This is a genomic window from Bacteriovorax sp. HI3, assembly GCF_059738875.1.
In genome coordinates, this window is the sequence record NZ_AP026946.1 from 2666973 (window position 1) to 2693265 (window position 26293).

The following is a 26293-nucleotide window of genomic DNA, read 5'->3' on the forward strand; positions in this document are numbered from 1 at the left end:
TAATTAGTTCCCCGGGAAATTTTCCAGAGTTTCGATGATCTTTTTATAGGTCGTCTTTTTGAATTTTTCAGTCAGGACTTCGATGATCTTCTTAACATCCAAAACATAATCAGGATTCTGATCACGAAGTTTCATGAACTCTTCCACAAAGGCTTCAGAGATAAGAACGATTTTTGAAAGAGGAGAAATATCGTCTTTGAAATCGATGGCAAAACCAATACCGTTTGTAATCCCATGGTGCTGTTTGATTAAAAGATCGGCGCCAATGGGAGCGCGCTTATAAGTCACGATCACTTCCGCTGCGAGACGAGCGTGGTTGAGTACAACTTCTTTTTCTTTGTCATTGAGAGCATCGCTAAAGAGCAGGTCTTCTTCATACTTTAGGGTCGGATGCTTTAAGTAAATCGGCGCCAGCATGATGTCGTGGAAAAAGAGCACGAAATTGATTTTTTCAATATGGCTCTCCCCTCCCCATGATACGCGTCTGATAATGTGGTTACTCACGTATGCTGCCAGGATGGAATGGGTATAAACATAACCATCGCGCTGTGAATTTAAAATGGATAATAGTTTTTTTAAGCTTGGAGTTTCGTTAACGATCTCTTCCATTACTTTAGTACAGGCATTAGCGATATTGACGATTTCAGCTGTGACTTCAGGAGAAGTGCTAAAACTTTGAGAAGCAAAATTGAATCCGGTTTTAACCGCTTCACTCTTTTCGGTTGTGTCCAGGCCTTCTGTGTTTTTTAAGAACTCGACAATAGATAAAGAGATCATGTTGATGATTAACAAACGATCAAGACTGTTAACGTAAAGAGTGGTGATCCCCTCTTTTACGAACTGTTTAATCGTTTCACCGATCGTGTCGCCTTTTTTAGCAACCATCGTGTAATGGCCGTTTTTCATCTGAATATAAACAGCGCACGGCACTTCTCTTAACTTAGAAAGAAACTCCTGTTCAATCGGGTAATACTGGGGCATTTCTTTTTCGGCCATATCTTTGGCCGTCACACCTAACTCTTTAGCGCAAGAGCGAATCAAATTCTGCAAGTTGTACGAGTTAGGAACAACGATGACGTTGTCCATTTCCTTGCCGAGATTACCGATGACAATTAAGCGCGACTTATATTTATTGAGAACGATATAGTTATGAATTTCAGAAGCAGAGTCATGACCGTTGATCATATTCAGAGTAATAACTAAATCCGGTACACTCTTTTTAAAAAGCTCTACACCTTTTTTAGTTGCATCCACCAGAGTCACTTTTGCGCCCAGGTAAACTTCCAGGTTGGTCACATAAAGCTGATTGAGAATTTCGTTGTCCGAAATGACGAGAATCTGACTCATTGCTTGCCCTTATAACAATAATGACTTCAAGTTTATCACCATTTTAGATAAGCGCTTTTTTATTTTTCTTGAAAAAGGACACAAAAGAGCACTAAATTAGTAACCTATTATGAAATTTAAAACACCACTACACTCTGGAATTTTTCAAAAACGTTACAAGAGATTTTTTGCCGATATTAAAATGGGTGAAGAAATTGTTGTGGCCCACACCGCTAACACTGGGACAATGAAAATGTGTCTGGGTGAAGGATGGCAGGCCATGATGAGTTATCACGACTCTCCTACTCGCAAACTGAAATACAGTTTCGAGATGATCAACAACGGCAAAACCTGGATCGGCATCAATACATCACTGACTAACGGACTGGCCATTGAGGCCATCCAAAACGGAGTGATCAAAGAACTTCAAGGTTATAAAGATTTAAAACCGGAAGCAAAGATCGGCCAGAGCCGCATCGATATCCTGCTTTCTAATTCGCCAGACGAGCAATGTTACGTAGAAGTCAAAAACGTTACCTTAATTGATGATCAAGGACACGCCCTTTTCCCAGACGCTGTCACAGAGAGAGGTTTAAAACACCTTGGGGAGCTTTTAGAGCTTAAAAAACAAGGGATCCGCACTGTCATGCTCTTTGTGGTTCAAAGAGAAGATTGCCACTCATTTAAAGTTGAACAGGACATCGATCCTGCTTACTGCAAGAAGCTTAAAGAAGTCATGAGTGAAGGTGTAGAAGTACTGGTCTATCAGTGCAAGCTTTCGCCTGAAGAGATCATCGTGCACAAAAAATTATCTATCGTCTAAAAAACAAAGGCCCGCGTCCTTAACACGCGGGCCTTTGTTATAAAAAAAGCAGGTCAAAAAATTAAGCTGCTTTTTTGTCTTTGTTAAAATTATTGTTAGCTTCTACTGTCGTAGACCCCTGACGATCTTTCGATCCTTGCATAAGCTTCAAATGGTTTTGAGCTTTCTTTTCTTTCGTCGTCAGTTTCTTACTGTGCTTGTTCTTATTGTCGTGCTTATCACCCATGAGACTACCTCCTCATACAAATGCACATTTTCTTTATTGTACTATTCTTATCGGATATCCCTTTTATTACTTTAGTCTTTTCCTCTCTTTTTAATGCTTTATTCCATTAGATTCAGTACCTTAAGACACTTTAAAGTTCGGTGAATTTGACCAGTTTTGGGGGCATTGAGGGTCCGCATTAAAAGACAAAATGACTCCGTTACTGGAGGCTGGCCTAAAGTAAGGAATACGACAAGGCCGTTTTTGGTGTCAATACCACACCAAAACACTTGGCATAGGCCGTGCAATCTCCTCTCGTCGCTCATTTATTTTGTTTTCGGGGGGAAACATTATGAACACAACAATGTGCCTTTTTATGTTCGTCACTTTAGTCTTTTCAGGAAGAGTCCTAGCAAAAGAAGAAACCATCGCCACTATTACCAATGATGAAAACAAAGAAGTGTATACCTTCGTCGCGCAAACAGATGACGAAACAGATACCATCAAAGCTTTCTACAAAGATGATTTTTTAAATGGCAAAAAAATCGAGCGTGAAATCCTTTCAACAGATGGTCTTCTTTCTTCGGGAATGGTTTTAGAAAAGCGTGGTGACCATGAAGTCATCGCTCTTAAGAGTAACAACTTTGATATGGAACAAGGTGGGATCGTAACGATTGATACGCTCTTTAACGGCGTAAACGGTCAGAGAAAAGAGTATGATCTACAGCTGGCAAAGTCTGAGTCAGGGTGGAAACTTTTTAAAGGAAAACAAATGATCTCAAAGCTTCACATTGTGGTTAATAAGAAATTCTTATTGGGAGCTGTGGGCGTAAAAGAAATTCAAATGCGTTAATACAAAAAGAAAAGGCCGCTCTTAGGCGGCCTTTTTCACAAATTGCTTGTTCTGTTTAATTTTTTCGTATTCTTGCAGATCTTGGGTAAAGTGATTTTTTGTCCTTTCCACAAGCGGAGCAAAGATATTGCGCAACTCCGTCTCATGGCCGTCTGGCAGCAGGTCTTCATAGCGGGCAAAGATGTAAAACTCTTCGTTTGTACTTCTCTTAGCGTTGTTTAAATTCCCGTAGAAATTCAATATACGCGACTCGAGTTTAAAGAGCATTGAATCCCGCTCGACTGAAATCTCGTGCTGATCAATACGTTTAAAGACTTCTTCCATTGCCAGGGCATCAATCTTTTTATACGGAGCGACCGGGATAGTCAGCTCGAGCGTATGAGAATTTTTTATTTTGTTTAAAAAATTCTTATCACTGATCTTGAAGATAAAACCCATTTCCGACAACTGATGAATCTCAACTTTATCCTTATAGGTCTGAACATCGTTGTCCATTTTGAAGAGGACAGGAATCGTCGCGTTCAGGCGGAATGATCTAAGCGTATAGTGCTCAAGAAGAATTTTTCTCATGACAAACTGGGCGTAGATATCTTTATCCAGCCACTTCATTGATGTCAGGGTGTAGTACGGCCCCTGTTCGCTGTCGTATGAAAAAAGAATTTCTTCTTTCCTTTCAAACCACGTCAATCTCAAACGACTGTCGAGGTATGATTCATATAGAGAAAACAGGTCTGTTCTGATCACTTTTATCTTGTTACAAAGCCACACTGGCTTTGACTTGAGTTCGTTTAGGGCCTGATTCATTCTCATCAGGTGAAAGTTGTTATTGAAATTTTTGTAGTGACGTCTTTGCGCTAAACAAGTCTGATCCCAGTTTGCCCAGTGAAATGACAACTCTTTTGTCAGCTTCAAGTGCTCTGTTAGATCTCTTGATCCAAGATAGTCTTTCAGACTCTGTGGATTAACGACGCCTCTGATTGTCATATAACTTTCTCCGCAATGAATATTTCCTATCGGCATTGTAGAACGAGAGAGAAGCTCATTGGGGAGGAAAAAAAAGAAATTTAAATCCTATTGAAATTGTTCCTTTTTTTATGAACTTAAGAATTTTTTAAGTCTAGAAAATTTGAGAATTTTTTGAGGCACTTATTATTTTCGTTTAGTAAGTCTCAGGGATCTGACCGTTTTTGCCTATGCTGTTGGTGCTTAAAGAGTGGACTCGAGTTCTGCTATAATGAAAAAAGATGAAGAACCCATTTGATATACTAGAGCAGAATGCCCTAAATTTTAAGCTGACGCCGATTTCTTTCCGAGAGATCTTCTTTATTGCTGAAGCTCCTTGTGACATTTATGCACAAGTCGATGGCCTTTTAAAGGTTGTTCTCCATAAAAAAGCTGAAATCAATACATCACTACTCAAAGACCTATTACAAAAGAAGCTGGCCAATCTTTTCGTTATGGAAGAAGACCGCAATCTCCTGCGAGTGGCCCAACAAGAAAACCTTACTAACGTCACCCGCTCTCTTTCAATCGGTGATCCTTTAGAGAAGGCCAGGCTACAAACAAACTTACTAACTCTTAATCTTGGTTATCTTTACGAAGATCCGACAGATGATAACGTCTTAAACCTGCAGGTTCAGTCTGCAAAAAACTTAGCAACTTTTCTTTTTAACAAACCACAGATTCACGAAGCCCTTTATAAAGAATTCATTAAACAAGGGCACCATTACATTTTTGCGCAACCATTTCTCTCAACTTTATTCTTGTTGGGGGTAATGAAGAACTCGCGCATGTATATCGACAAAGACATCGAGCTTTTTTTTCTTACCAGCTACTTTAAAGACATCGGGATGTCAGCGATCCCAGTTGAAAAATACAACGATGAACATTTATCAGATGATGATAAAAAACTCCTCGCCTCTCACCCACAGCTTTCGGTGAACATTTTAAAAGGCCGAGTGCCCCTACCACCAAACCACTTAAAAATTATTGAGAATCACCATATCTACAGCACCCTGACAAACCAGATGAATTTGTCAGCAAAGGATGATCCAAATAATATTTTTGGGTTTGAAACCATGATGATTTCAGTTATGGATACTGTGGCCGCTATGACAACAGATAGACCTTTTAGAAAAGCAGAATCTTTGTATAAAAGTTTAGACCTTATCCGCCTTTTAATTGGTGAACAATACCCGCAAGAGTTCAAACTCATCGTCTTCTATTTCAAGAATTTCTTTAAATCACTCTAATTGGAATATCAGAGTAATTTCATCCTGCATAAAATTCTTTTCAAAGTGTTTTTTGATATGAAACACTACTAATACAGATTTTTAAATGGCCAAGAAATTCTACGGAGGGAAATAATGGCGACGACTGATATTAGTCCATTGACTGGCATAATTGCCGAAGAACTAGTTTACGTTGATTTTGGAGAGCACGAAGGAAAGTCAGTGCTTGAAATCGCCGACACTGTCCCTGATTTTTACGAATTTCTGTTAGAGTCGAAAGAAGGCGGAAAATGCACAATTCGCCGCTCAAAAGACAAAAGTTTTCGTCTCTATGTCTCTCAGACTGCTCACTAAGAACAAAATTATCATGCGGGGAGCACAATTCCCCGCTTTCTTAACACAATCCTGACATTTAAAGCTTTATATTTTGAGTAAAATTGTCGATTATAAGTCTATGTTTAAATTGAAATCTAAGACCCAGGATGCCCTGCTCTTTTATATCTTGAGAACCATCTCATTAGTCGTGATCGCACTGCTATTGGGAATCATCTACATCTTAATCAAGGCCGCATGGCCCTCGATTGTTGGAAATGGGTTAAGTTTTCTTTTACGTAAAGACTGGAACCCGGTTGAAGACCAGTATGGTGCTCTTCCGTTTATTTTTGGTACTGTCGTCACTTCACTGGTCGCACTTTTAATCGCCACGCCAGTTAGTATTCTTATCGCCCTTTTTATTACTGAATACCTGCCAAAAACATTTTCGCGTATCATTTCTCTTTTAGTTGAAATGGTCGCGGCCATTCCGAGTATCGTCTTTGGTCTTTGGGGGATTTTCTATCTCGCTCCTTTTGTGAAATCGACAATCGCTCCATTTTTAAAAACTCACCTGGGCTTTCTTCCGCTTTTCCAGGGACCAAGTTTTGGTATCGGGATTTTAACAGCGGCCCTTATTTTATCGATCATGATCGTGCCGACGATTTCTTCAATCTGCCGCTCGATCTTTGAACTTATTCCTGCTCACCAGAAAGAAGCTTCATACGCTCTTGGGTCAACCAAGTACGAAATGATTAAACTGGCGATCATCTCGCCATCTCTTTCAGGTATCTCTTCTGCTGTTGTTTTAGGTCTGGGACGTGCCTTAGGTGAAACGATGGCGGTGACGATGTTGATCGGGAACTCTCCGGTTATCTCTTCATCACTTTTTTCTCCAGCGGCGACGATGGCCTCAGTTATGGCCAACGAATACGCAGACGCCAACACGCCTCTGCATGTTTCTTCACTTTGTTACTTAGCGCTTCTACTCTTTTTAATAACCTTCCTTTCAAATCTTTTCGCCAGAACTATCGTGAAAAGTTTTTCAAAGGGGTAATCAATGAACTACAGAGTTTATAGAAAATTTAAAAATTATCTTTTCTTAGCGCTTACCCTGGCCAGTGCCCTGGCCGTGCTTGCTCCGCTTTTTATGATCATCCAATTCGTTCTGGTTCAAGGGGCGAGTTCGTTAAACCTGAATTTCTTCACTGAACTTCCAAAGCCAGTTGGTGAAACTGGTGGCGGGATGAAACATGCTATTTTAGGGACAATCTACCTGGTGCTTTTAGGTGCGGCCATCGCCATTCCTATAGGGGTGACTTGTGGAGTGTATTTATCAGAGTTCAGTAAAAGTAAACTTTCTAAAACCCTAAAACTCACTGTTGATTTAATGAGTGGTATCCCCTCAATCGTTATCGGGATCTTTGCTTATCTTATCGTCGTTGTCCCGCTTAAGAGCTTTTCGGCCCTTGCCGGAGGTATTGCTCTGGCCATTATCATGCTCCCGATCATCATCAAAACATCAGAAGAGATTTTGAAACTGGTTCCTAACCACATCAGAGAAGCTGGCCTTGCCCTTGGTCTTCCAAGATGGAAAGTCATTCTCTTTATTGTTCTAAAAGGATCAATCTCAAATCTATTGACCGGGATTATCCTGGCGATTTCCAGAGCTGCCGGTGAAACAGCACCTCTCCTATTTACCGCTTTTGGAAATATGTACCTGAGCTACCACATCAATGAACCGATGGCTTCACTTCCGGTTCAGATTTACACCTACGCCATTTCTCCATTTAAAGACTGGCAACGCCAGGCCTGGGGTGGAGCTTTCGTATTGATGGTTTTAATTTTAACGATGAATCTTATTGCCAGATATATTCTGGGAAAGATCAAAGATAAGAAGGGAATTTAGTAATGAGCGATTACAAAGATGCCAAAGTTATTCTTGAGGCCCGCGATCTGCAGGCCTGGTTCGGTGACTTTCACGCGGTCAAAGGAATTACAGTCGAGTACCGCGAAAAGACCATCAATGCCATCATCGGTCCTTCAGGCTGTGGTAAATCGACTTACCTTCGTTGCTTAAACCGCATTCATGAAGAAATCGAAGGCACTAAAACGGCCGGAGAAGTTCTTTTGGAAGGAAAAAATATTTACGATAAAAAAGTCGACGTTGTTGACGTAAGAAGAAGAATTGGAATGGTTTTCCAAAAGCCAAACCCGTTTCCTTCAATGTCTATTTTAGACAACGTTGTTATTGGATTAAGACTTCAAGGGATTTCAAAACGCTCTACTCTACTTGATACAGCTGAGAGCTGTTTAAGAAAGGCCGCCCTTTGGGATGAGGTCAAAGATAAGTTGAATTCGATGGGAACATCGCTTTCAGGTGGTCAACAGCAGCGCCTTTGTATCGCACGCGCCCTTGCCGTAAATCCTCCAGTGCTTTTGATGGATGAACCAACATCGGCGCTGGACCCGATTGCGACAGCAAAAATTGAAGAGTTAATGAACGACATTAAAAAAGAGTACACGGTTATTATCGTTACCCATAATATGCAGCAAGCAGCTCGTATTTCCGATTTCACATCATTTTTCGTCTACGGGAATATGATCGAACACGGATTGTCTTCGGACATTTTTACTAACCCTAAAGTGAAGCAAACTGAAGATTACATCTCAGGACGCTTCGGTTAAATCAAAGGAAGGATTATATGGATATTTGTGCAAGAGATTTACGCGATCACGTTTTAAAAATGGCGAGTCTTGTAGAAGCATCTCTTTCAGGTTCACTCAACCTGGACAAGACCATGGAAGACATTTTTGAACTGGAAAAAAAGATCAATGAGTTTCACATGCTCATCGACGATGCTTGTTTTAAATATATCGCCCTAAAGAGCCCGACAGCAAAAGATTTAAGAACAGCGATTGCGGTTATGAAGATCAACGCTGATCTCGAGCGCATGGGTGATCAGTCGGTGAAAATTAAGCGCCACCAAATTACGATTGGAAGAGAAATCCTTCAATTAAAAAACATGGCCCTGGAAGTAAACTTGATGGTAAAAAATGCTTTAGACTCTTTTGTCAGAAGCAATACATTCCTGGCAACTGACGTGATTCACCACGATCAGGAAATCAATGCCATGAACAGAGACATCGTCAGACACTACATCAACCAAATTAAAAACAATGAAATTAGCTTTGATGAAGGCTACAGCATCATCAAAATCTCTAAAAACCTTGAGCGCATCGGTGACCACGCTAAGAACATTGCAGAAGACGTTATCTTCTTAGAGTCGGGATCAGATATCCGCCACAACCCTGAATATAAGACTGGCAAAAAGGAATAGTTATGGAAAACGCTAATGTTGTCGTTGTTGAAGACGAATTAGAAATTAGTGAGATGATTCAAGGTCATCTAAAAAGTTTAGGTCACAATGTTTTTGCTTTCGGCGACGGAAAAAAAGCACTGGACTACATTCAAGGCAACGACGGAAAAGAAGCTGGAAGCATCCATCTTTTTATCCTGGATCGTATGCTTCCTTCAGTAAACGGAATGGAAATCTGTAAATTCATCAGACTTTTTAATCCGACAAAAGGAACACCGATCCTCATGCTTACTGCTCTAAGTACACCGGAGCAAATCGTTGAAGGTCTGGATGCTGGCGCTGACGATTACATGACAAAACCTTTTGATCTGGCGATTTTAATGGCAAGAGTAAGGTCTCTGCTTCGCCGTCAGGAAATCAAAAGCACTCCTCAAGAAAATAAGAATATCCTTCGCCATAAAGACCTGATGCTGGATATGGATCAGTGTAAAGTATGGATCGAAGGCCAGCCGCTGGAGCTAACTCTTTCTGAGTACAAGATCCTTTGCTGCTTCCTCCTGTCTCCAGGAAAAGTTCTTACCAGAAACCAACTGGTAGAATACATCCAGGACGGGCCGGTTCATGTTACAGACAGGACAATCGACACTCATATTTTTGGTCTAAGAAAAAAGCTGGGTGAGTATTCTGCGATTATCGAGACCATCAGAGGGATCGGTTATAGAGTCGTGGCCCAAGAGTAAGTATGATTGAAATTCGCTACCAAAGAATTCTATTCTTTCAAGCGTTGTTTCTCTTTCTCTTAGGGACGTTTGTTTACAATTTTTTCAAAAAATCTTTTGGCCTCCATGTAGGCGCATCCTTTTGGAGCGTCTACCTTCTGGTCTGGTTTGTATTCATTTTTTTCAATCTGCTTTTTATCAAGTTCTTTGCTCTTCCAACAAAAGGGCTGTTGAAAAAACTTGAGTCCACTGTCCCACCCGATGATTTAAGTTGGGCGGTGATCGAAGACTCTCTTTCTAAAAGAGATGTCCATCACCAGATTATTCAATCAGAGTATGAGATCGAAAATTTAAAATACAAAATCCTTCTGGACTCTCTCCACGACCCGGTTTGTATTTTTAATAAAGAAGAGATGATCCTCTACTCTAACCACGCTTTTAACAGCCTTTTCTCTCTTCCTGAACAGGCGACGAAATCAAGCCTGCTGGAAGTCACCAGAAACCTTTATTTCCAGGATTTCATTAAAAAATCTGTTGAAAGCTCTGAAGTTCAGAAGATCAACGAGTTTTCTTTTAACCCGATTCAGGACTCTTTTAAGAATTTTTTTGAGATCAAAGTATTTCCGTTAAAAAATATTCAAAACTACCTGATCATCATGCACGATGTGACGGAAAGAAAGATGGCCGATCAGATGCGCGAAGATTTCGTCGCTAACTTCTCTCACGAAGTGCGCACGCCGCTGACGATTCTTAACGGGCAGATGCAGGCCCTAAAATTAAACCTGGAAAAAAGGCCGGAGTTTAGCACTGAATTTAAACCGACCTTTGAAAAAATCGACAATAACTCCAGAAGACTCATTAACCTCTTTAACGATCTTTTGAGACTGACTTCTGTCGAAAAGAAAAAAGACCTGGAACGCGAAGAAGTCTCTTTGGAAATGCTGGCCGAAACACTGGCCGATGAAATTGCTCATAACTACCCAAATAAGAAGATTCATTTCTCTTTTGATTTTAAAGTTCCCACAGTCATGGTGGATTACAACCTCTTTGAACAGGTAATGATCAACCTGATTGATAACGCTATCAAGTACAGCAAAAATGAGGGAGAAGTTAAAATCAGTTCTTCTTCTCAAGAGAACTCGACAATGATTGAAATCAGTGACAATGGCGTGGGAATTCCAGAAGATCAGCATCACAGAATTTTTGAACGATTTTTTAGAGTGGATGCTTCCAGATCAAGTGAGATCGAAGGAACAGGACTTGGGCTTTCAATTGTTAAGCACATCATTCAAAAACACGACGGGAAAATCAAAGTCACTTCAAAACCTGGCAGTGGCACAACCTTTACGATTAACTTACCAGCTTCAAAATAGCCCCTGGAGCATCGTTAGAAATTTTTAACATTGAAAGGCTGGCACTTTGAGCAATCTGGGCCTGAAGCCTAATAGCAGCTTCTTTAGCGATGTCTGTGTCGCGGATCTTTGAATTACTTGCTGAAATATTTTCTCTTGAAACAAGCAGGTTCTGGACAACAGAGTTGATTCTATTTCCCATACTTCCTAATTGAGCACGGCTGGCACCGATTTGTGACATCATATTGTCGATCGCACTCAGTGATCTTTGGGCACCTTCTTTTGTTCTTAAATCAACATTGGCGATACCAAAGTTGTTTTGCGAGTCCATAACCTTACTCATGTCGTACTGGATTCTATCCAGCTCTGCTATCCCATCAACTCCAACCTGAAGATCGTAAGTGCTGCTTGCTCCACCCTTAATGATGTGGTTTCCGTTAAAACTTGTTGAAACTGTGATACGCTTTACTTCATTTTTTAATTGTTGGAATTCAGCATCGACAACTCTTCTTTCTGCCTCACCAACTGTATCGTTGGCCGCTTGCATCGCTAGTTCACGAAGGCGTGAACCCATTTGTTGCATAGTCGAAAGAGACCCTTCCGCTACTTGCATTAGAGAGATTGAATCGTTTGAGTTTCTTTCCGCCTGGTAGTTACTGCGGATTTTTGATTTCATGGTCTCAGAGATGGCCAGACCTGAAGGATCGACAGCTGATCTGACAATACGATCTCCAGAAGATAATTTACTATCTTCCAGGGCCTGCTCTTCAGAGTGTGCACGCACATATCTCTGAGCAGTCATCGAATTAATATTCGTTGATACTCGCATTACAAATTCATCCTTGAGGAACACTAACAGGCTTCAACCGTGAAACCTTGCGTATCCTATCGGAAATAAATTCCTAGAGCATTAATTGCCGGTAGAATTAAAAAAGACGAGCGTAACACTCAAGAAGTTTCTCATTCACCTTCTGGCGATGAAACTGCTGAACGAATTCATATCCCTTAGTAATCATTCTTTCCTGAAGGGCCACATCGTTTAAAACAAGAGTGATTTTCTCTGCTAAATCGGAGACGGATAGTGGATCAATATAGACAGAATCTGGTCCTGCACTCTCCGGAAAACATGAACCAAAGCTGGTGATGACTGGAGTTTTAGAAAAAAGTGCTTCAACAATCGGAAGACCAAAACCTTCAAAGTGAGAAGGAAAACAAAAGAGATCAGCAGACTGATAAAAAAGTGGAAGCTCATCAAAAGGGATGTTTGATAAAAAGCGCACGCGATGAGAGAGCTTAAGCTCCTCTACTTTCTGCTTACAAGCTTCAAGGTATTTTTTCCCGTTTCCAATCAATACTAAATCCTGTTCATACAAATGGCAGGTTTTGGCAAAAGCTTCAATCAGGTTGAGTTGATTTTTTCTTTCTTCAAAGGCCCCTACACATAAAATAAACGGGCGCTCGAAATGGTATTTTCTCATGAGCTCGCGCTTCTTTTCAAAAGGACGCTCTTCATAAAAAACCGGATCACAGCTTTGGTAATGAACTAAGATCTTTCTTTCATCAACACCCAAAAACTCAATCAGGTCTCGTTTTGTTTGCTCACAAATAGCTAAAACCATATCAGCGTTTTTGCTGGCGTAAGAAAATTTCTTTTTATATGTCACACGATCGATAAAGGGAAAGAATTCCGGATAGCGAAGAAAAATTAAATCGTGAATCGTAACGACTGATTTAAAAGGAAGTGCCCCCACTCCCACTGGAATTTCGTGAGAGAGCCCATGGTAAAGATCCAGTTGATCTTTTCTTAAATCTTTAATGATGGAAAAGGATCTCCACAGTGAAGGAATCTTTTGTTCGATTGTCCCTTGTGGTTCTCTTAAATGCAGGCGAGCGTTTTCATTTTCTTTAAGCCATTTGATCGCTCTTTGGTCTTTGACTGGAGGAGAATATAAAAAGACTTCTTCATTTGAATATTGAAGAAGACCTTCGAGAAGACCTCTGGAGTAATTGCCCAGCCCTCTGAAATTCTGAGTTGCTCTTTTTCCGTCAAAACCAAGACGCATGAATGTCCTAAATGTTAAAAGCCCAGGTTGAATTTTATACTAAAACTCACCGATCCAGCTAGGGCCATCGTGCTTTTAGGAACTGAATTAATGATAATCTTTGGCTGAAGTTTTATTTTCGGGTTATTTTTGATGATTTCCTTCCAATTAACTTTCTCGATTCTAAGATTCAGGCATCGACCATTGCACTCAAGCGGGTGAGTTTTTTTATCAAAGTACACTAATCGAGTCATGCCATTATCATCAACAGGAAGACCTGCGATAGGTTTATTTAACAGCGCATAGATTTCTACTTTTTCAATAAACTCTAAAGAGTCCTTCTTTTTTGCATTATCAATATGGGCCAGAAGAGAGTCCAGTCTGATCCAATCAATATAATCAAAATCAATGTCGCCTAGGGAGTCTAGGTCCACATCAATAGGGTCTAACTCCAGCTCGTGACCGCCCTTAGAAGAGATGGTTGTATTGGCGAGAACAAAAGCTATCGCCTGGAAGAGCTTGCCAAAAACCGGGAATTTACCGGCCCCACGAGCGTACTCATCTATCTGTGTGGAATCAATACGATATGAGAAATTAATAGGTTGGTCGTTACGGAGTTCATTAACCGTTACAGCGCTCACCATAGGCGTAAGCTTTTCCTTCCCACAAGATGTGAAAAGGACGAGAGAGGCCAGAATAAGGGTTAAAAACGCTGATTTTTTCATTTAGAGATTTATACCATGTGTACAAATTTTGTGGGGTGGTTTGTAGTTTTTTCATTCCCCTCAGAATCTTCCCCTCCCCGTCCTTTTTATGGCTAAAATTCGTTTAATTATGAAATCAATACTTCTAACCATTCTTGCCGTAGGAATGACAGGGCAAAACGCCTGGTCAGCTTCGTACGACACCCTTCCAAAAAACGTCAACACTGTCGTTTTTAAGCAGGTTATGGTTTCAAAGATTGAGTCTCAGTACGATGCTAAAGGCCAGCAAGAAACTCTGGACCTTAAAGAAGAATTTACTTCTAGCCGTCTGGAAGATGTGAGCTCTGTCATCAAATCATATTTCGAACAATTAAAGGCCATTTCCCCTGAAGCTTATTCTAATTTCTCATTAGGTGAATTCTCTGCAGACGTTGAGGCCAATGTAAATGCACAAGGTTTTGGATATGGTTTCGGTATCACAGATAGACTCACTGTCTATGCTTCAGTGCCGATGTATCATATCACTACTGATATTAAATTCCGTCAAAGCAAAGAAAGCAATATCGCTGCCGTTCAAGCAACCATTAGAAATGCTAATCCTGATTCAGCGATTGGAAAATTCGTAAAAGACTTAACTCTTCAATTGCCAAGCACCAACTCAGAACTGCTGCAGTCTCTGGTTGTAAACTACTACAAATATAAACCAATCGGAAAATGGGAAAAGGACGCTCTTGGAGATGCGGAAGTTGGATTCATCTATCGACTGACTGATTACTCTGACCGTGGGATGTCGATTTCCGCTGGTGCAGTTTTACCAACAGGTGAAGCTGATGATCCGGATTCACTGCAAGACGTTTCAACAGGAGACGGGCAGTACGATGCTTTTGTTGAAGCTGCGGCTGGAATTTCTTTTCTTGATAACACTATCCAGTTTGATATTAAAGGTCGCTACACATACCAGTTTGCTTCTGAAAAAGAAGTGAGATGGATTGATGATGTCGATATGCCTCTTTCTTCTCAAAAACAAACCGTTAATCAAAAATTGGGAAATAAGATTGATACAACTTTAACCCTGACTTATAACCCGACTTACTGGATGAACCTCAACAGTTCACTCATTCTTGGGCAAACTGAAGGGACTACTTATGCTAACGTTGCTGACCCAAAAGTAAGAAGAGCGCTGGAAGAAGATACTGGTAACGAAAGCCGCTGGGTAAGAGTTGGTGTTGGCTTCTCAACCATTGAAGCTTACAAGCGCAAGCAGTTTGAATTGCCTTTTGATATTGGTGTATCAGCTCAAAGACTTCTTAATGCTAAGAATACGGCCAGCTACGACCGCATTGATTTAGACTTAAAACTTTATTTCTAAGTCTGTCGAACTCTTAAAATTAACAAATAAAAATGCTTCGCATTTTTTCGACAGACTACTGAATGTAAGAGTAAAAAATCTTACCCTTCTCTTCGCTGACCAGTTTGTACGGATCGTCTTTAATTAGTAAACATCCATCCAGGTCAAAGAAATCCACTCCACCTGAAATGTTAAGTGCACTGGAAATCCCAAGGCTCGTTTCCACCATACACCCAAGCATGGTTTTAAGACCCAGCATCTTTGCTTGTCTTAATTGCTTCACGGCCTTTAAGTATCCGCCCGACTTCATCATCTTGATATTGACACCGTGGAAGCGCTCAACGTGATAACTGTTTACTTCTTCTTTCGTCACCGACTCATCGGCCATCAAAAAGACACTTGAATGTTTTTTTAGTTCAAGAGCTTCATCGTGCTCTTTACTTGGAAGCGGCTGCTCTAAGAACTCGATGCGTTTGATGTCCGGAAATTGCTCCAGGAATTTTAATGTTTCCTGTGCTGATTCAAAAGACTCGTTGGCATCAATGCGCAGAGGAACGTTTGTTAAACGCAGAACTTCTGCACAAAAGTCATGGGCGATTTCTCGGTTAACTTTTACTTTTAAAACAGAAAAACGCTGAAGGTTATTGTCTTTGATAAAACTTTCAATCTTTCCGATCTCCATAATAGGAATAGAAAAAGACGTCTTCACTGAACTCACTGTATTGCAGCCCATAAGTTGGGGAACTGTCTTACCTGACAAAATCGCTACATAATGAACGAAGCTCGATTCAATCCCGAACTTAAGTGACTGTGGAAGATCCGTTGTTTCTAAATAGGCCACCAGGCTTTCAATACCTGTGAAGTCTTGAGGCGCATTGTTTTTAAACTCTTCAAACTTCTCCAGAATCTGCTCTCTGGATTCACCGTACCTGACGTTAAAGGCCACTTCACCGAAAGCTTCGATAGAGCCGTTCTTAACTTTCACAATAAAGTTTCTCTTAATATCTGAGCTATTTCGTGAAATATTCCAGGTAAATTTTAAAGGGAGTTCAATTTCTTTTATCGACCAGCTAAACATTGCCTACTCTTTGGTAACTATTTTTATTAAATGCACGAATCTTTTTAATGATACTATAGTTTATGCCTCTTAATAAAGAAATTATCATTCGAGTCGTTCTTGGTGTCATCGTTCTTTTCATGTTTGTAAAGATCGTTCTTCCCGTCTTTTTTGAGGCCATAAAAAGAAAGATTCCTGGCCAGTATGAACCCGACAACGATATCGACAGTATGATCCGCAGGCAAAAAGAAAGACTGCGTGCTCAGTATGGCTTAGCAGAGAGATCAAACAATCATCACGAAACCTCTCACTCTTCACAGGAGAGCTCATCTCCTCTACCTCCACCGACAAAAGAAGTTGAAGCACTTTATAAAGAAACCCGCTGGGGCGGCGGCGATTTTTCTAAAAAAATCCAAAACGATATTACCCGTCACTACGGCTACACACTGGCCGAAAGTAAAGTGAACGCTTTTATCATGCTGGCCGAAAAAAGAAATTATGCCCGTTTCCTGACTGTGGATAACCAAAAAAATCCTGAGGCCATTAAAAACTATTTTTCTGTCCTGATGTTAGTGTTAATGATGATTGAAGAAATCAGAACTAAAGACTTAACTCTGATTGAACGAGTGGCCAAAAAGTGTCACGTCTCAACACATGAATTTATGCTGGCCTTACAGCTTAAGGTTCTTTTTACTATCAAATCCAAAGTAAAAGACGATCGCTTGTTTTCCGAGTCTCCTATTTTAGGACAATTCTCAGAAGAGACAATTAAAGAGGCTGTTGACTTAATTATTACCAAAGAGGCCAACATGTGGGCCAAAAACCCTTCACTCTTTTTTGAAGAGATGTCGCTCTTTTTAAGTTATGCCGACATCATGACTCCATTGCCAAAACTGCAGCACAAAAAAGATCTAGAGACGGCTTATGCCATTTTAAAAATAGATGAAGACTCTGAACTTGAAGACATCAAAAAAACTTATAAAAAAATCGCCATGGCCCGCCATCCGGACAAGATCGGACAGATGAATCTGCCGAAGGAGCTGGAAAAAAAGGCCCTGAGCAAATTCAATCATATCCAAGAAGCCTATGATTTGATTCTTACCAGCAGGAAGAAATAATGTTTGCGAAAAAAGAAAAAATCATCAATGAAATTAAAAACGCCTTGATTGATATCATCAGCGAAACCAACGGGATCACCATTAGCGACACTTTAGAGCTTCTGGCCTATCACCCGGAATTAAAGTGTAACCCGCTTGTAGAGAAGTCTCTGCAAGAGTTTAGAAAACTCATTGCCGGCTTTCATAACAATGAAGTGGACATTTCAACTATCCTCTCACATCCCTTCTCTGAAGCTTTTTTTGGCTTCTTTAAGGAATTCCCTCTCTCTTACCATGAAGAGCATATCCATTTAACCGGATCCCTTTCTGCGGAATTTATCTACCCGAGACTCAAAAAACTCCTCGATGGGCCGGATAAAAAACTCTATGAAGATAAAATCAAACAAGTCTACGGTGAAGACTCTATCCCTGTTACTTCTGTTGGTGATGTAGACCGCCTAATCAGGCTTAAAGAAGGCGAACAGTTTAAGACTTACCTCAAGATCCTTTATCTTTCAAAACTAATCCTGACAACGAAAGAGGCCCACGTTGAAGCCGCTTATCATATGGCCTCAGAGCTTTATGATAAATATAACGTTGGAAAAATCAGGCTAAAGTTCACACTTTCTCGCAGCACGGGAATCAGCGATGAACAAATCCCAGGTCTTGAAAACCTGACTGAAGATGATGTTGTCCTTGGACTTTATGAAGGCTTCATGAAGTTTAAGGCCGAAAAACCATTTTTTAATTTCATCCTCTCTCCTAGTTTTAGAAAAGAAAGTAACTTCTTTGACCAGAATTCTTACGACTCTAAAAAAGAACATTTTGACGAACAAGTTGTGAGCATTCTCGACATCTTAAAAAAATACCCTTTCTTAAAAGAAGTTTTAAGTGAAGTCGACACTGTAGGAGATGAGCGAGAACTTTATAGAAAAAAACATTTCATGGAAATGAAATCAGGTCTTAGAAGACTTCAGTACCAAGGCTTCAGGATCAGATCCCACCATGGAGAAACATGGAAAATTTTAAGACTGGGAGTTCAGGCAGTCGACAATGCTTTAAACATCTGGCACATCGATACACTTGAGCACGGTTTAAGTTTAGGGATCAACCCGAATTACTACTTCCATAGACTCTTCCAAAGAATCATGGAAATGAATCAGAATCAAAAGCCTCTTGACCCCAAGAGTTTTGAATACGATGAAATCATGGACATGGAATGGCAGGATGAAGAAGTCCGCGACAAAATCGTCAAAGGTGAAAAGCTCACACAAAAAGAGCAGATCAAATTCTTAAAAACAAAATTCCACACGGCCAGAGAAATCGAGCATTACCAGCACGATGTTTTAAACCGCATGATCAATAAAAAAGTATCGTTAGTTGCGCTTCCCTCTTCCAACTTAAAACTAACTGGTGCCTTCCCTGATTATAAAGACCACCCATTTTCATGGTGGGAGAAAAAAGGCGTATCACTGGGGATTGGAACAGATAACTACATCACCCTTTCAACCAACTATATCCAGGAACTCTTGATCCTGCTTTACTCAAACCCAACGAGTTTAAAAATTACAAAGCTTCTTATGGTTGCCACTAAAGAAACCAGAAGACCGTATATCAGTCATTTGTTGTGGGAAATGAGAAAGACTATCCGCGGGTCAGAAGGCGCGCTTCATCAGCGACCTTCTCAGGAGTAATCTCCACCATACAGCGCTGGTAGACTTGTTGAGAGCAGCTTCCACGTCCGTCTTTTGTGCACGGTCTGCAGGGAAGATCAATTTCTAACGTTTTGATTTGTGGGCCGGTTGTAAAACCAAATGCAGTCGGGCCCATTAATGAAAGTGCTTTAATCCCTAAAACATCTGCTACGTGCAAAAGCCCGGTGTCTGCTGAAATTACCAATTCAGAGCGCGAAATAAGAGCACAGCTTTCCACTAATGATAATTTTCCAGCAAGGTTTTCGACTCTTTCTGGCGCGACCTTTTTTAAGTCTTCACAGAAATGATCTTCTTTTCCACCCAAGACAACAAAGTCTGCTTCGGGCATGACTTGAATTAGTTTTTTCCAGTGATCCAAAGGCCATCTCTTCATTTCCCATGCCGCTGAAGGAACCAGTACAATGCTTTTTTTACCTTGGATATAAGGAGAAACTTTTTCTAGGGCCTGAGGGTTAAAATCCCACGTCACTAGTTTTGGGTCTGTATGAGGAGTGATCCCCCACTTAATTAAAGGAGCTTCGTATGAATGAATTCCTTTAAACGGTTTGGGAAACAAATTGATTCTAAAAGTAAAAAGCAGAATGCGCTTCAAGCGATCTTTTGATCTCGTCACCCAGTAAGGCGAAGGAAAGGTCGATCGCAAAATAAATGAAAGAACAGATGAGCGAAGATTGTTGTGAGCATCGTAGACGCAGTCATAACTTTCTTTTCGCAACTTAAATCCCAATTCAATAAGCCCTTTAAATCCTGCTTTCTTATTAAATGACCACACGTGATTGATGTCGTGGTTAAGTTTTACCAGGTAATCAAAATCACTTCGCGTCACCCAATCAATCTTGGCGTCAGGAAATTTCTGACGAATTAATTCAACAACTGACGAGCATTGAACAATGTCACCAAAGCTGGAAAAGCGAATAATTAGAACTTTCTTTATTTTCATTCTCCTATGATAATAAACTAGATTACTCATATTGGAAAACGATATTGGAAACACGAAAACCCATGGCCTTTACATTAAAAAACCTCGCTTCACTGATTTCAGTGGCCATCCAACACAAGGCCAGTGACATTCACATCAGAACGGACGAAGTCCCATGTTTAAGAATCCGAGGGGAACTCATCCCGGTTCAAACAAAAATATTTACCCCTAACGACGTCAAAGACATCGTTAAAATCCTGGTCTCTGATCAGAATATCGATAATCACTTTAGTGCCAAGGCCGAACTAGACGGGGCGTTTGCTATCCCTGACTTGTGTCGTCTGCGCTACAACATCTTCAGTTATTTTGGAAATATTGGGATCGTTCTTCGTGTTATCAACACTAAAGTTCCCAACCTCACTGAACTGGATATGCCAAGAACACTGGGAAGAATCGCTCTTCAAAAACGCGGCCTAATCCTGGTAACTGGTGCCACTGGTTCCGGAAAAAGTACCACTCTGGCGGCAATGATTGATCATATCAATGAAAACCGCGCCTCTCACATCGTGACGATTGAAGACCCGATTGAATATATGCACCCTCAGAAAAAGGCCCGCATCTCCCAGCGTGAAGTGGGACGCGACACTGAGGACTTCGCTTCAGGCCTAAGGGCAGCTTTAAGACAGGACCCTGACGTTATCTCAATTGGAGAAATGCGCGACCCTATTACCGCTAATATCGCTTTAAAAGCTGCGGAAACAGGACACATCGTCTTCTCTACTCTCCATACTACAAACACTGTGACAACTATTGGCCGAATCATTTCCATGTTTCCAACTCACGAGCAACCAGAAGTGAGAAAGAGACTTGCCGAAAACCTCTACGCTATCATCGGACAGCGCATGCTTCCCGGGGTTAACGGACGCGTAGTCATTGCTCAAGAAATCATGGTGACTTCACCTGGTATCCGCGATTGTATCAGTGGCAAAGACGATTTAAACCGCATCCCGCACATTATCTCTCAGGGACAAGGAAAATCGACAAACGGCGGGCAGACTTTCGATCAGCATATCATGTTCCTTTACCAGAAAGGATTCATTGAAAAAGAAGTGGCGCTGGATGCAGTTTCATCACAGGCGGACTTCATTCAAAAGTTGATTGTGGAATAGAGCTAGTCGCGAATAATAAACGTCCCCGAAATTTTATCGTGAAGCGATTTCTTCTTTTTATCAAAGAACGGCAGCACAAACCCAACGACGCAGGCAATGCTTAAAGGCTTCCAGATAAGCTCACGGCAAAACGCTTGAGAGATCGAAAGCGTGTATTTCTCGTCCCCTCTGATTCTCTGTTTGGTCAATTTTTTTCCAAGGCTTGAATTAAAAAAGGCCGCAGGAATCACCACTGCAAGAATTAAAGCAAAACCAAGGCTTGCAACGAGAACTACTTTTAATAAAGCGGCCTCGCCAAACATAAACTGCAACTTATATTTATCCAGAAAATAATTGATAATTTTGACTTCAACTGGAGAGAGCTTCAAGATCAGTTTATAGAGCCCAAATAAAAAAACGGCATCTATCGCCAGACCCAGGCCGCGCTGGATAGGAGAAGAGAAATCGTAAAAGTCCTCTTCATCTTTGGCCTTATCGTTTTTAGAAAGTTCCTGGTAGTGCTCTGTGCGGGTTTTGGTTTTGACACTTGGTTCATCCAGAATAAGTTTTTCACCATGGACGGGTTTTTTAACAATGCTTGTGCGCCCTTCAGGCATACAAGTGGAACCAAGTTTTGTGCTCGAACTGCCCTTCTTATCACTCATTAAAAGCTTCCTTTCTCTTAATTCGCAAAAATCTTATAAATCGTTAATTCGTTTTACAATGTTGTCCAAGTCTTTCTGCGCCTTATCGCACTCCGCCTTCCACTCATCATGAGCAAGGGACTTGTCCAGGTTCAGAAGCAGTTTTCCTAATTTCCCAGAGGCAGCGTTGAACTCCTTAAGGAGTTCAACGGCCAGGGTTTCGTCATCGAGATTTTCTAATTTTTCTAAAATAGCATTTACTTCGCGATTATCTAGCATAATTTTACTTTGAAGAAACTGTACTCTTTACTCTTAGTGACTTCACGATGTCTCCAGCGATCATCACACCTTCTTCTAAAACAACATCTTGTCTTAGAGTCTTAACCCACTCTTCTTTTCTTTGCTCAAAGTCCTTTGACCATTTTTTCATATCGCCCGGACGGATGTTTTCGTGAGCTTTTAGTGAGTCTTCAAAATTTGTTACAAGTAAGTTTTTGTTTTCCTCTTCAAGCTTAAGCTCTTCGGCCATTTTCTTGTTGGCCACTTCTTCTTCCTGAACTTTTTTCAGGTTAAGAGAAACGATTGTCTCTTTCTTTTTCTTGTTTAAGTAATCAACATTGCGGTTGATCTTAGCAAAACGAGGATTAGCTTTTACTCTTGCAGCACTTTTCGATTTTAGGTCTGGAAGGTTATAAGAAAACTTCGTCCATTTTGTAAATGGCTTTGCCTGAATCTGATCCCATGGAAGTGAATACTCCAGGTCTTTTTCACGGCTTTCTACGTAACTGAAAATATCCGGAAGAATCAAATCTGGTGTAATTCCTTTATACTGAGTCGAAGCTCCTGTTACACGGTAGAACTTCTGGATTGTTACTTTAAGGGCACCCATTGTCTCACCAAAAATTGAAACTAATGGCCCACGGTTTAAATCTAAAACAGCTTGAACAGTTCCTTTTCCGTGAGAGTAATCCCCACCAACAATAACCGCACGTCCGTAATCCTGCATAGCTCCCGCTAGAATTTCTGAAGCTGAAGCTGAGAAACGGTTTTGAAGAACAACTAACGGTCCATCGTAACTTACACTTGGGTCATCATCTTCCAGAACTTCAATTTGCCCCATGTGGTTTTTAACTTGTACGATCGGTCCTTTTTCCAGGAATAGTCCTGACATTAAACGAGCATCTTCTAAAGCTCCCCCTCCATTGTTTCTTAGGTCAAGGATGATGGCGTCTACTTTAGCTTTTTTAAGTCTTTCAATTTCTTTTCTTACGTCATCTGTACAGTTGATCTTTGCATTTTCAAAGTCACGGTAGAATTTTGGAAGCTGGATATAACCAACTTTTACGTCAGTGTCTTTCATTTGAATCACTGAAGATTTTGCAAATGAAGCAGCTACTTCAATTTCATCGCGGATGATTGAAATGATCTTTCTTGTCCCGTCTACTTTCTTAATTGTCAGACGAACTTCAGTTCCTTTTTTACCACGAATATAGCGAACAGCATCGTCCACTTTCATATCTGTCAGGTCTACACTTTCTTTATTTCCTTGAGCAACTGAAAGAATAATATCGTCTGCTTCAAGTTCTTTGCCTCTCCAAGCTGGTCCACCAGGAACGATCTGAACAACCTTAATGAACGATCCATCTTCTTGAAGAACGGCACCGATTCCTTCAAGTTTCCCTGTGATATCGATATCGAAGTCTTCTTTCTTCTTTGCTGGAAGGTAGTTTGTGTGTGGGTCAAAAACTGCTGAGATTGAGTTATAGAAGTTATCCAGTTGATCGTCTCTGTCTAGAGCAGCTAGACGCTCAAAAATTTTCTGGAATCTTTTAGAAACTGATTCGTGCGCCTTTGCTCTCATTTCAGCATCTGTTAGTTTCTTTTCTGCTTTCATTTTCTTAACTGGCTTAGTTGAGGCCTTCGCTCCTTTTGGAGTTGGCTTTTCTGTTTGCTCGTCAATTAATGAAAGGTATTTGTTAAGAGTCGCTTGTTTAAAAACAATTTCCCAATTAGCTTTTAATTTTGATTCATCGTTAACCCAGTCTCTTTTCTCCGGGTCTAGTTCCAGCGTCTCACTTCCGTTAAAATCAAATTGTTTCTTGAACACTTCTTTTCTTAGTGCTTCTGCAAGAGCAATTCTCTTCTTTAAAACAGCACCCGCTTTTTCAATTAAAACGTAGTCGCCACTTACCATCTCATCGTCCATCTGGAACTGATAAGCTTCAAGCTCTTTAATATCCCCTTTTGTCAGGAATTGTTTTGAACCATCAATCTTTTTTAAATATTGCTGGAAAGCTTTTTGAGAAACTTCGTCATTAATTTTGATTCCACGGTAGTGGTATGTTTCAAGTGCATTTTTAAGAATGTTACCGATGAGCTTTTCGCGCCTCGGATCTCTTGGATCTTTCGCCTGCGAGAACGCGTTAAAAGAAAGTAAAAGCACCAATGCGAGACACAGACGTTTCATTTTTTCTCCAAGATTGTATAGGACCTAAAGTCTATCAATCAATGATACCCCAACTTATAGAGGAGGAGTCAAAAGAAAAAATTGCTCGGTAGGCCTGTGTCTGGGCCTACCGAGAGTATCCGATCTTAGATGTTAACTATTTTTCTTCAAGAACCTGAGCAGCTTTCTGTAACCAACCAAGGTTGTTTCTTGTGATATCAACCATTGTGTTCGAGTATGCCACGTCGGCCTGTGTTGGCATGTTTTCCGTACACATTTTTGAAACGCTGTCAGCTTCGAAGATGTTGATGTCAAAAGACTTACCAGGTAAACCAAACAGGTAGTTTGGAACTCGGCTAGATAGCACTCTTAGAGGGTCCGTCCACTCTGTGTTTAACTCAGAAGTTGATAAATACCCTGCTCCTGTACCATTGCTATGTGTTCCAATGATAGTCGCTCTTTTTGACGACTTTAGTAGGAAAGACATTTTGTCACACGCACTAATACAGTCGGCCGTTACCAGGGCCACAATCTTATTACTGAAGCCTTTTACTTTGGCATCAAATGGAGTCGGGTCAGAAGCGTACATTGGCGAATAATCCAGACGGTTGTCAATCGCATCTTCAAACATGGCGTTGAACTCATCTCCTGTCAGGATTGTGTTTTCGTTTTCAGCGTTAACCATTTGGTGCATAAATGGTTCTTGTAGCTGACGCATATAGTGAGTGATTCTCATCCCTGAAGTAGCTCCCGGGTACACCACTCCTTCTTCGGCCAGCATTGATAAAACAGCTGATGGGAAATTACCGTTACCACCACCGTTTGAACGAAGGTCAAAAATAAGTGGCAGTTCATTTTCTTTTAATTCGATAATAAAGTTTCTAATCGTATCTAGGAAAGACTGAGTTGTGTTTCCTGACTTAAAATTTTTCGTCGCAAAGGTCATAAGTTGCATGTACCCGTACGTCTTTCCTTTATTGATATAATAACCTGTTCTAAGCCCTACACTTCCACCATCATCAGTGTACTCTGTCAGACCTTTAATATTGCTCTGGATTTTTCTTACTGAATAACCTTCAAAGGCCAGACCAGAATCAGTCCACTTATTTGTTGCTCTATCAAATGAAATTCCAATCGCAGCAGTGTCTGATGGAATGTTAAAGAGTTTCATAAAGGCACGAGCATCAGGTCTTACTGTCTCTTGAGTCGGGTTATTAACGAATACTGGAAGTTTTAAGAATCCTGCACTCTTTAATCTAATGTTGATATAGTTTTTCTTTTCATATTTAAAATTTCTAAGTGTTAATGAACGCACAGCTTGTGAGTCTCTGAACTCATCCGAACTTCCGGCGATGTAAGCTTTTAGTTCTTTAACTTTATCTTCAACAGACACTCCGTCGATAGAGAGAACTTCATCACCCACTCTCAGACCTGATAAATCAGCTCCAGAAAGTTTCTGAACCATTGAAATAAACTTTGGCTCAATCGATCCGATAACCACTTTTCCTTGAACTCTAAAAAGTCTGATACCGTTATAGATGAATGGTCTTGAGATTGTTTCGTTAATACCAAAGTGAGTATCTTCAAACTTAGCAACTAAAAGCTGCATTCTATCCAGGAAATCCATATTCGCTACGGCCTGAAGCTCAGCAATCTTATCTTTTAAAACCGGGTCTTTTCTATCAGCAGCTGAAAGCGTAATTGAGCCCGCAGCTTCTTCGGCAGCGATCGCTTCTGCTTTTACTTTTTTAAAGTCTAGTCCGATTCTTTCTGCTTTAAGTGGCAGAAGGGCGTATTCAAGTTCAACTGTCTTTAGGAAGCTATTAACAATTAAAAGTCTGTCTTCTGTATCAAGGTAAGTGAACTTCACACCTGAATAAACATCTTTAACTGCAGCTGACTGGATCTTTCCAGGATTAAATAAATCCATCAATCCGGCCTGTGCAGGCGCCGCTGATAAAAACGAAGTCATAAGTAAAACTGACAATGCTGATGTCTTAAACATGGTGTCTCCTTTGGGTCCAGTGAATGC

At 40.6% G+C, this 26293-nt stretch carries 26 protein-coding genes; 14 read left to right on the plus strand and 12 right to left on the minus strand.

All coding sequences use genetic code 11. The features are described 5' to 3' along the window. Window positions 1-3: 3 nt before the first annotated feature. Entirely contained in the window at window positions 4-1347 is a 1344-nt protein-coding gene (locus AC6JA8_RS13180) for a hypothetical protein (RefSeq protein WP_497974209.1), read from the minus strand. A 109-nt stretch (window positions 1348-1456) separates the two neighbouring features. Here AC6JA8_RS13180 and sfsA point away from each other — a divergent pair, with 109 nt between their 5' ends. Then, on the plus strand, window positions 1457-2149 hold the full coding sequence (gene sfsA, locus AC6JA8_RS13185; protein WP_497974210.1) for a DNA/RNA nuclease SfsA: 693 nt from the start codon (window positions 1457-1459) through the stop codon (window positions 2147-2149). A gap of 61 nt (window positions 2150-2210) precedes the next feature. Here sfsA and AC6JA8_RS13190 read toward each other — a convergent pair whose 3' ends face one another. Then, a complete protein-coding gene (locus AC6JA8_RS13190) occupies window positions 2211-2375 on the minus strand; it encodes a hypothetical protein (RefSeq protein WP_497974211.1) in 165 nt (54 codons plus the stop codon). A gap of 331 nt (window positions 2376-2706) precedes the next feature. Between AC6JA8_RS13190 and AC6JA8_RS13195 the strand changes: the two genes are divergently transcribed. Then, on the plus strand, window positions 2707-3207 hold the full coding sequence (locus AC6JA8_RS13195; protein WP_497974212.1) for a hypothetical protein: 501 nt from the start codon (window positions 2707-2709) through the stop codon (window positions 3205-3207). Between the two features lie 21 nt (window positions 3208-3228). Here the strand turns inward: AC6JA8_RS13195 and AC6JA8_RS13200 are convergent, their stop codons facing one another. Continuing rightward, window positions 3229-4191 (minus strand): hypothetical protein, encoded by a 963-nt coding sequence (locus AC6JA8_RS13200; protein ID WP_497974213.1) that lies wholly within the window; start codon window positions 4189-4191, stop codon window positions 3229-3231. Window positions 4192-4451: 260 nt separating this feature from the next. Between AC6JA8_RS13200 and AC6JA8_RS13205 the strand changes: the two genes are divergently transcribed. From AC6JA8_RS13205 to AC6JA8_RS13240, 8 genes are all read left to right on the plus strand, one after another. Then, window positions 4452-5459 (plus strand): HD-GYP domain-containing protein, encoded by a 1008-nt coding sequence (locus tag AC6JA8_RS13205; protein ID WP_497974214.1) that lies wholly within the window; start codon window positions 4452-4454, stop codon window positions 5457-5459. Between the two features lie 114 nt (window positions 5460-5573). After that, window positions 5574-5792, plus strand: a complete 219-nt coding sequence (locus AC6JA8_RS13210) for a hypothetical protein (protein ID WP_102244274.1) — start codon at window positions 5574-5576, stop codon at window positions 5790-5792. Window positions 5793-5892: 100 nt separating this feature from the next. Continuing rightward, the gene (gene pstC, locus AC6JA8_RS13215; RefSeq protein ID WP_497974215.1) at window positions 5893-6807 is read left to right on the plus strand and encodes a phosphate ABC transporter permease subunit PstC; all 915 of its coding nucleotides are present in this window, start codon (window positions 5893-5895) and stop codon (window positions 6805-6807) included. 3 nt (window positions 6808-6810) lie between these two features. After that, window positions 6811-7659 (plus strand): phosphate ABC transporter permease PstA, encoded by an 849-nt coding sequence (gene pstA / locus AC6JA8_RS13220; protein ID WP_102244276.1) that lies wholly within the window; start codon window positions 6811-6813, stop codon window positions 7657-7659. Window positions 7660-7661: 2 nt separating this feature from the next. Next, the gene (gene pstB / locus AC6JA8_RS13225) at window positions 7662-8438 is read left to right on the plus strand and encodes a phosphate ABC transporter ATP-binding protein PstB (protein WP_497974216.1); all 777 of its coding nucleotides are present in this window, start codon (window positions 7662-7664) and stop codon (window positions 8436-8438) included. A gap of 17 nt (window positions 8439-8455) precedes the next feature. Then, window positions 8456-9091, plus strand: coding sequence for a phosphate signaling complex protein PhoU (phoU, locus tag AC6JA8_RS13230; protein ID WP_497974217.1), 636 nt, complete (start codon window positions 8456-8458; stop codon window positions 9089-9091). A 2-nt stretch (window positions 9092-9093) separates the two neighbouring features. Next, window positions 9094-9810 carry a response regulator transcription factor gene (locus tag AC6JA8_RS13235; protein ID WP_497974218.1) on the plus strand — a complete coding sequence of 239 codons (717 nt, stop codon included), beginning with the start codon at window positions 9094-9096 and terminating at the stop codon, window positions 9808-9810. 2 nt (window positions 9811-9812) lie between these two features. Continuing rightward, window positions 9813-11162 (plus strand): sensor histidine kinase, encoded by a 1350-nt coding sequence (locus AC6JA8_RS13240; protein WP_497974219.1) that lies wholly within the window; start codon window positions 9813-9815, stop codon window positions 11160-11162. Here the strand turns inward: AC6JA8_RS13240 and AC6JA8_RS13245 are convergent. The 3 genes from AC6JA8_RS13245 to AC6JA8_RS13255 form a co-directional block, all read right to left on the minus strand. Continuing rightward, window positions 11140-11970, minus strand: coding sequence for a flagellin (locus AC6JA8_RS13245; protein ID WP_497974220.1), 831 nt, complete (start codon window positions 11968-11970; stop codon window positions 11140-11142). The two genes, AC6JA8_RS13240 and AC6JA8_RS13245, sit on opposite strands and share 23 nt — an antisense overlap. A gap of 97 nt (window positions 11971-12067) precedes the next feature. After that, on the minus strand, window positions 12068-13204 hold the full coding sequence (locus tag AC6JA8_RS13250) for a glycosyltransferase family 4 protein (protein ID WP_497974221.1): 1137 nt from the start codon (window positions 13202-13204) through the stop codon (window positions 12068-12070). Between the two features lie 14 nt (window positions 13205-13218). Beyond that, window positions 13219-13908, minus strand: coding sequence for a hypothetical protein (locus AC6JA8_RS13255; RefSeq protein ID WP_497974222.1), 690 nt, complete (start codon window positions 13906-13908; stop codon window positions 13219-13221). Window positions 13909-14017: 109 nt separating this feature from the next. On the opposite strand from AC6JA8_RS13255, the gene AC6JA8_RS13260 reads away from it, so the two are divergent. After that, window positions 14018-15256 (plus strand): hypothetical protein, encoded by a 1239-nt coding sequence (locus tag AC6JA8_RS13260; protein ID WP_497974223.1) that lies wholly within the window; start codon window positions 14018-14020, stop codon window positions 15254-15256. A 55-nt stretch (window positions 15257-15311) separates the two neighbouring features. Here AC6JA8_RS13260 and AC6JA8_RS13265 read toward each other — a convergent pair whose 3' ends face one another. Further along, a complete protein-coding gene (locus AC6JA8_RS13265) occupies window positions 15312-16313 on the minus strand; it encodes an enolase C-terminal domain-like protein (RefSeq protein WP_497974224.1) in 1002 nt (333 codons plus the stop codon). Between the two features lie 62 nt (window positions 16314-16375). Here AC6JA8_RS13265 and AC6JA8_RS13270 point away from each other — a divergent pair, with 62 nt between their 5' ends. Beyond that, entirely contained in the window at window positions 16376-17410 is a 1035-nt protein-coding gene (locus tag AC6JA8_RS13270; protein ID WP_497974225.1) for a DnaJ domain-containing protein, read from the plus strand. Next, entirely contained in the window at window positions 17410-19083 is a 1674-nt protein-coding gene (locus AC6JA8_RS13275; RefSeq protein WP_497974226.1) for an amidohydrolase family protein, read from the plus strand. The genes AC6JA8_RS13270 and AC6JA8_RS13275 overlap by 1 nt, the downstream gene beginning before the upstream one ends. Here the strand turns inward: AC6JA8_RS13275 and AC6JA8_RS13280 are convergent. Beyond that, the gene (locus tag AC6JA8_RS13280; RefSeq protein ID WP_497974227.1) at window positions 19034-20044 is read right to left on the minus strand and encodes a glycosyltransferase family 9 protein; all 1011 of its coding nucleotides are present in this window, start codon (window positions 20042-20044) and stop codon (window positions 19034-19036) included. The two genes, AC6JA8_RS13275 and AC6JA8_RS13280, sit on opposite strands and share 50 nt — an antisense overlap. Before the next feature lie 62 nt (window positions 20045-20106). On the opposite strand from AC6JA8_RS13280, the gene AC6JA8_RS13285 reads away from it, so the two are divergent. Next, window positions 20107-21192: a type IV pilus twitching motility protein PilT gene (locus AC6JA8_RS13285; RefSeq protein ID WP_497974228.1), complete on the plus strand. Its 1086-nt coding sequence runs from the start codon at window positions 20107-20109 to the stop codon at window positions 21190-21192. Between the two features lie 2 nt (window positions 21193-21194). Here the strand turns inward: AC6JA8_RS13285 and AC6JA8_RS13290 are convergent, their stop codons facing one another. The 4 genes from AC6JA8_RS13290 to AC6JA8_RS13305 form a co-directional block, all read right to left on the minus strand. Beyond that, window positions 21195-21836 (minus strand): RDD family protein, encoded by a 642-nt coding sequence (locus tag AC6JA8_RS13290; protein ID WP_497974229.1) that lies wholly within the window; start codon window positions 21834-21836, stop codon window positions 21195-21197. 33 nt (window positions 21837-21869) lie between these two features. Continuing rightward, window positions 21870-22094, minus strand: coding sequence for a hypothetical protein (locus tag AC6JA8_RS13295; RefSeq protein WP_497974230.1), 225 nt, complete (start codon window positions 22092-22094; stop codon window positions 21870-21872). Between the two features lie 4 nt (window positions 22095-22098). Further along, a complete protein-coding gene (locus AC6JA8_RS13300) occupies window positions 22099-24282 on the minus strand; it encodes a carboxy terminal-processing peptidase (RefSeq protein WP_497974231.1) in 2184 nt (727 codons plus the stop codon). A gap of 136 nt (window positions 24283-24418) precedes the next feature. Continuing rightward, a complete protein-coding gene (locus AC6JA8_RS13305) occupies window positions 24419-26266 on the minus strand; it encodes a S41 family peptidase (protein ID WP_497974232.1) in 1848 nt (615 codons plus the stop codon). Between the last annotated feature and the right edge of the window lie 27 nt (window positions 26267-26293).

Bases quoted from the DNA above. Each gene is read 5' to 3' on its own strand.
- AC6JA8_RS13235 (WP_497974218.1), top strand. From the start codon at position 9,094: ATGGAAAACGCTAATGTTGTCGTTGTTGAAGACGAATTAGAAATTAGT.
- pstB (WP_497974216.1), top strand. From the start codon at position 7,662: ATGAGCGATTACAAAGATGCCAAAGTTATTCTTGAGGCCCGCGATCTG.
- AC6JA8_RS13305 (WP_497974232.1), bottom strand. From the start codon at position 26,266: ATGTTTAAGACATCAGCATTGTCAGTTTTACTTATGACTTCGTTTTTA.
- AC6JA8_RS13205 (WP_497974214.1), top strand. From the start codon at position 4,452: ATGAAGAACCCATTTGATATACTAGAGCAGAATGCCCTAAATTTTAAG.
- AC6JA8_RS13300 (WP_497974231.1), bottom strand. From the start codon at position 24,282: ATGAAACGTCTGTGTCTCGCATTGGTGCTTTTACTTTCTTTTAACGCG.
- AC6JA8_RS13295 (WP_497974230.1), bottom strand. From the start codon at position 22,094: ATGCTAGATAATCGCGAAGTAAATGCTATTTTAGAAAAATTAGAAAAT.
- AC6JA8_RS13210 (WP_102244274.1), top strand. From the start codon at position 5,574: ATGGCGACGACTGATATTAGTCCATTGACTGGCATAATTGCCGAAGAA.
- AC6JA8_RS13285 (WP_497974228.1), top strand. From the start codon at position 20,107: ATGGCCTTTACATTAAAAAACCTCGCTTCACTGATTTCAGTGGCCATC.
- phoU (WP_497974217.1), top strand. From the start codon at position 8,456: ATGGATATTTGTGCAAGAGATTTACGCGATCACGTTTTAAAAATGGCG.
- AC6JA8_RS13290 (WP_497974229.1), bottom strand. From the start codon at position 21,836: ATGAGTGATAAGAAGGGCAGTTCGAGCACAAAACTTGGTTCCACTTGT.
- AC6JA8_RS13190 (WP_497974211.1), bottom strand. From the start codon at position 2,375: ATGGGTGATAAGCACGACAATAAGAACAAGCACAGTAAGAAACTGACG.
- AC6JA8_RS13270 (WP_497974225.1), top strand. From the start codon at position 16,376: ATGCCTCTTAATAAAGAAATTATCATTCGAGTCGTTCTTGGTGTCATC.
- AC6JA8_RS13195 (WP_497974212.1), top strand. From the start codon at position 2,707: ATGAACACAACAATGTGCCTTTTTATGTTCGTCACTTTAGTCTTTTCA.
- AC6JA8_RS13280 (WP_497974227.1), bottom strand. From the start codon at position 20,044: ATGAAAATAAAGAAAGTTCTAATTATTCGCTTTTCCAGCTTTGGTGAC.
- pstC (WP_497974215.1), top strand. From the start codon at position 5,893: ATGTTTAAATTGAAATCTAAGACCCAGGATGCCCTGCTCTTTTATATC.
- AC6JA8_RS13275 (WP_497974226.1), top strand. From the start codon at position 17,410: ATGTTTGCGAAAAAAGAAAAAATCATCAATGAAATTAAAAACGCCTTG.
- AC6JA8_RS13260 (WP_497974223.1), top strand. From the start codon at position 14,018: ATGAAATCAATACTTCTAACCATTCTTGCCGTAGGAATGACAGGGCAA.
- AC6JA8_RS13200 (WP_497974213.1), bottom strand. From the start codon at position 4,191: ATGACAATCAGAGGCGTCGTTAATCCACAGAGTCTGAAAGACTATCTT.
- AC6JA8_RS13240 (WP_497974219.1), top strand. From the start codon at position 9,813: ATGATTGAAATTCGCTACCAAAGAATTCTATTCTTTCAAGCGTTGTTT.
- AC6JA8_RS13180 (WP_497974209.1), bottom strand. From the start codon at position 1,347: ATGAGTCAGATTCTCGTCATTTCGGACAACGAAATTCTCAATCAGCTT.
- AC6JA8_RS13255 (WP_497974222.1), bottom strand. From the start codon at position 13,908: ATGAAAAAATCAGCGTTTTTAACCCTTATTCTGGCCTCTCTCGTCCTT.
- pstA (WP_102244276.1), top strand. From the start codon at position 6,811: ATGAACTACAGAGTTTATAGAAAATTTAAAAATTATCTTTTCTTAGCG.
- sfsA (WP_497974210.1), top strand. From the start codon at position 1,457: ATGAAATTTAAAACACCACTACACTCTGGAATTTTTCAAAAACGTTAC.
- AC6JA8_RS13250 (WP_497974221.1), bottom strand. From the start codon at position 13,204: ATGCGTCTTGGTTTTGACGGAAAAAGAGCAACTCAGAATTTCAGAGGG.
- AC6JA8_RS13245 (WP_497974220.1), bottom strand. From the start codon at position 11,970: ATGCGAGTATCAACGAATATTAATTCGATGACTGCTCAGAGATATGTG.
- AC6JA8_RS13265 (WP_497974224.1), bottom strand. From the start codon at position 16,313: ATGTTTAGCTGGTCGATAAAAGAAATTGAACTCCCTTTAAAATTTACC.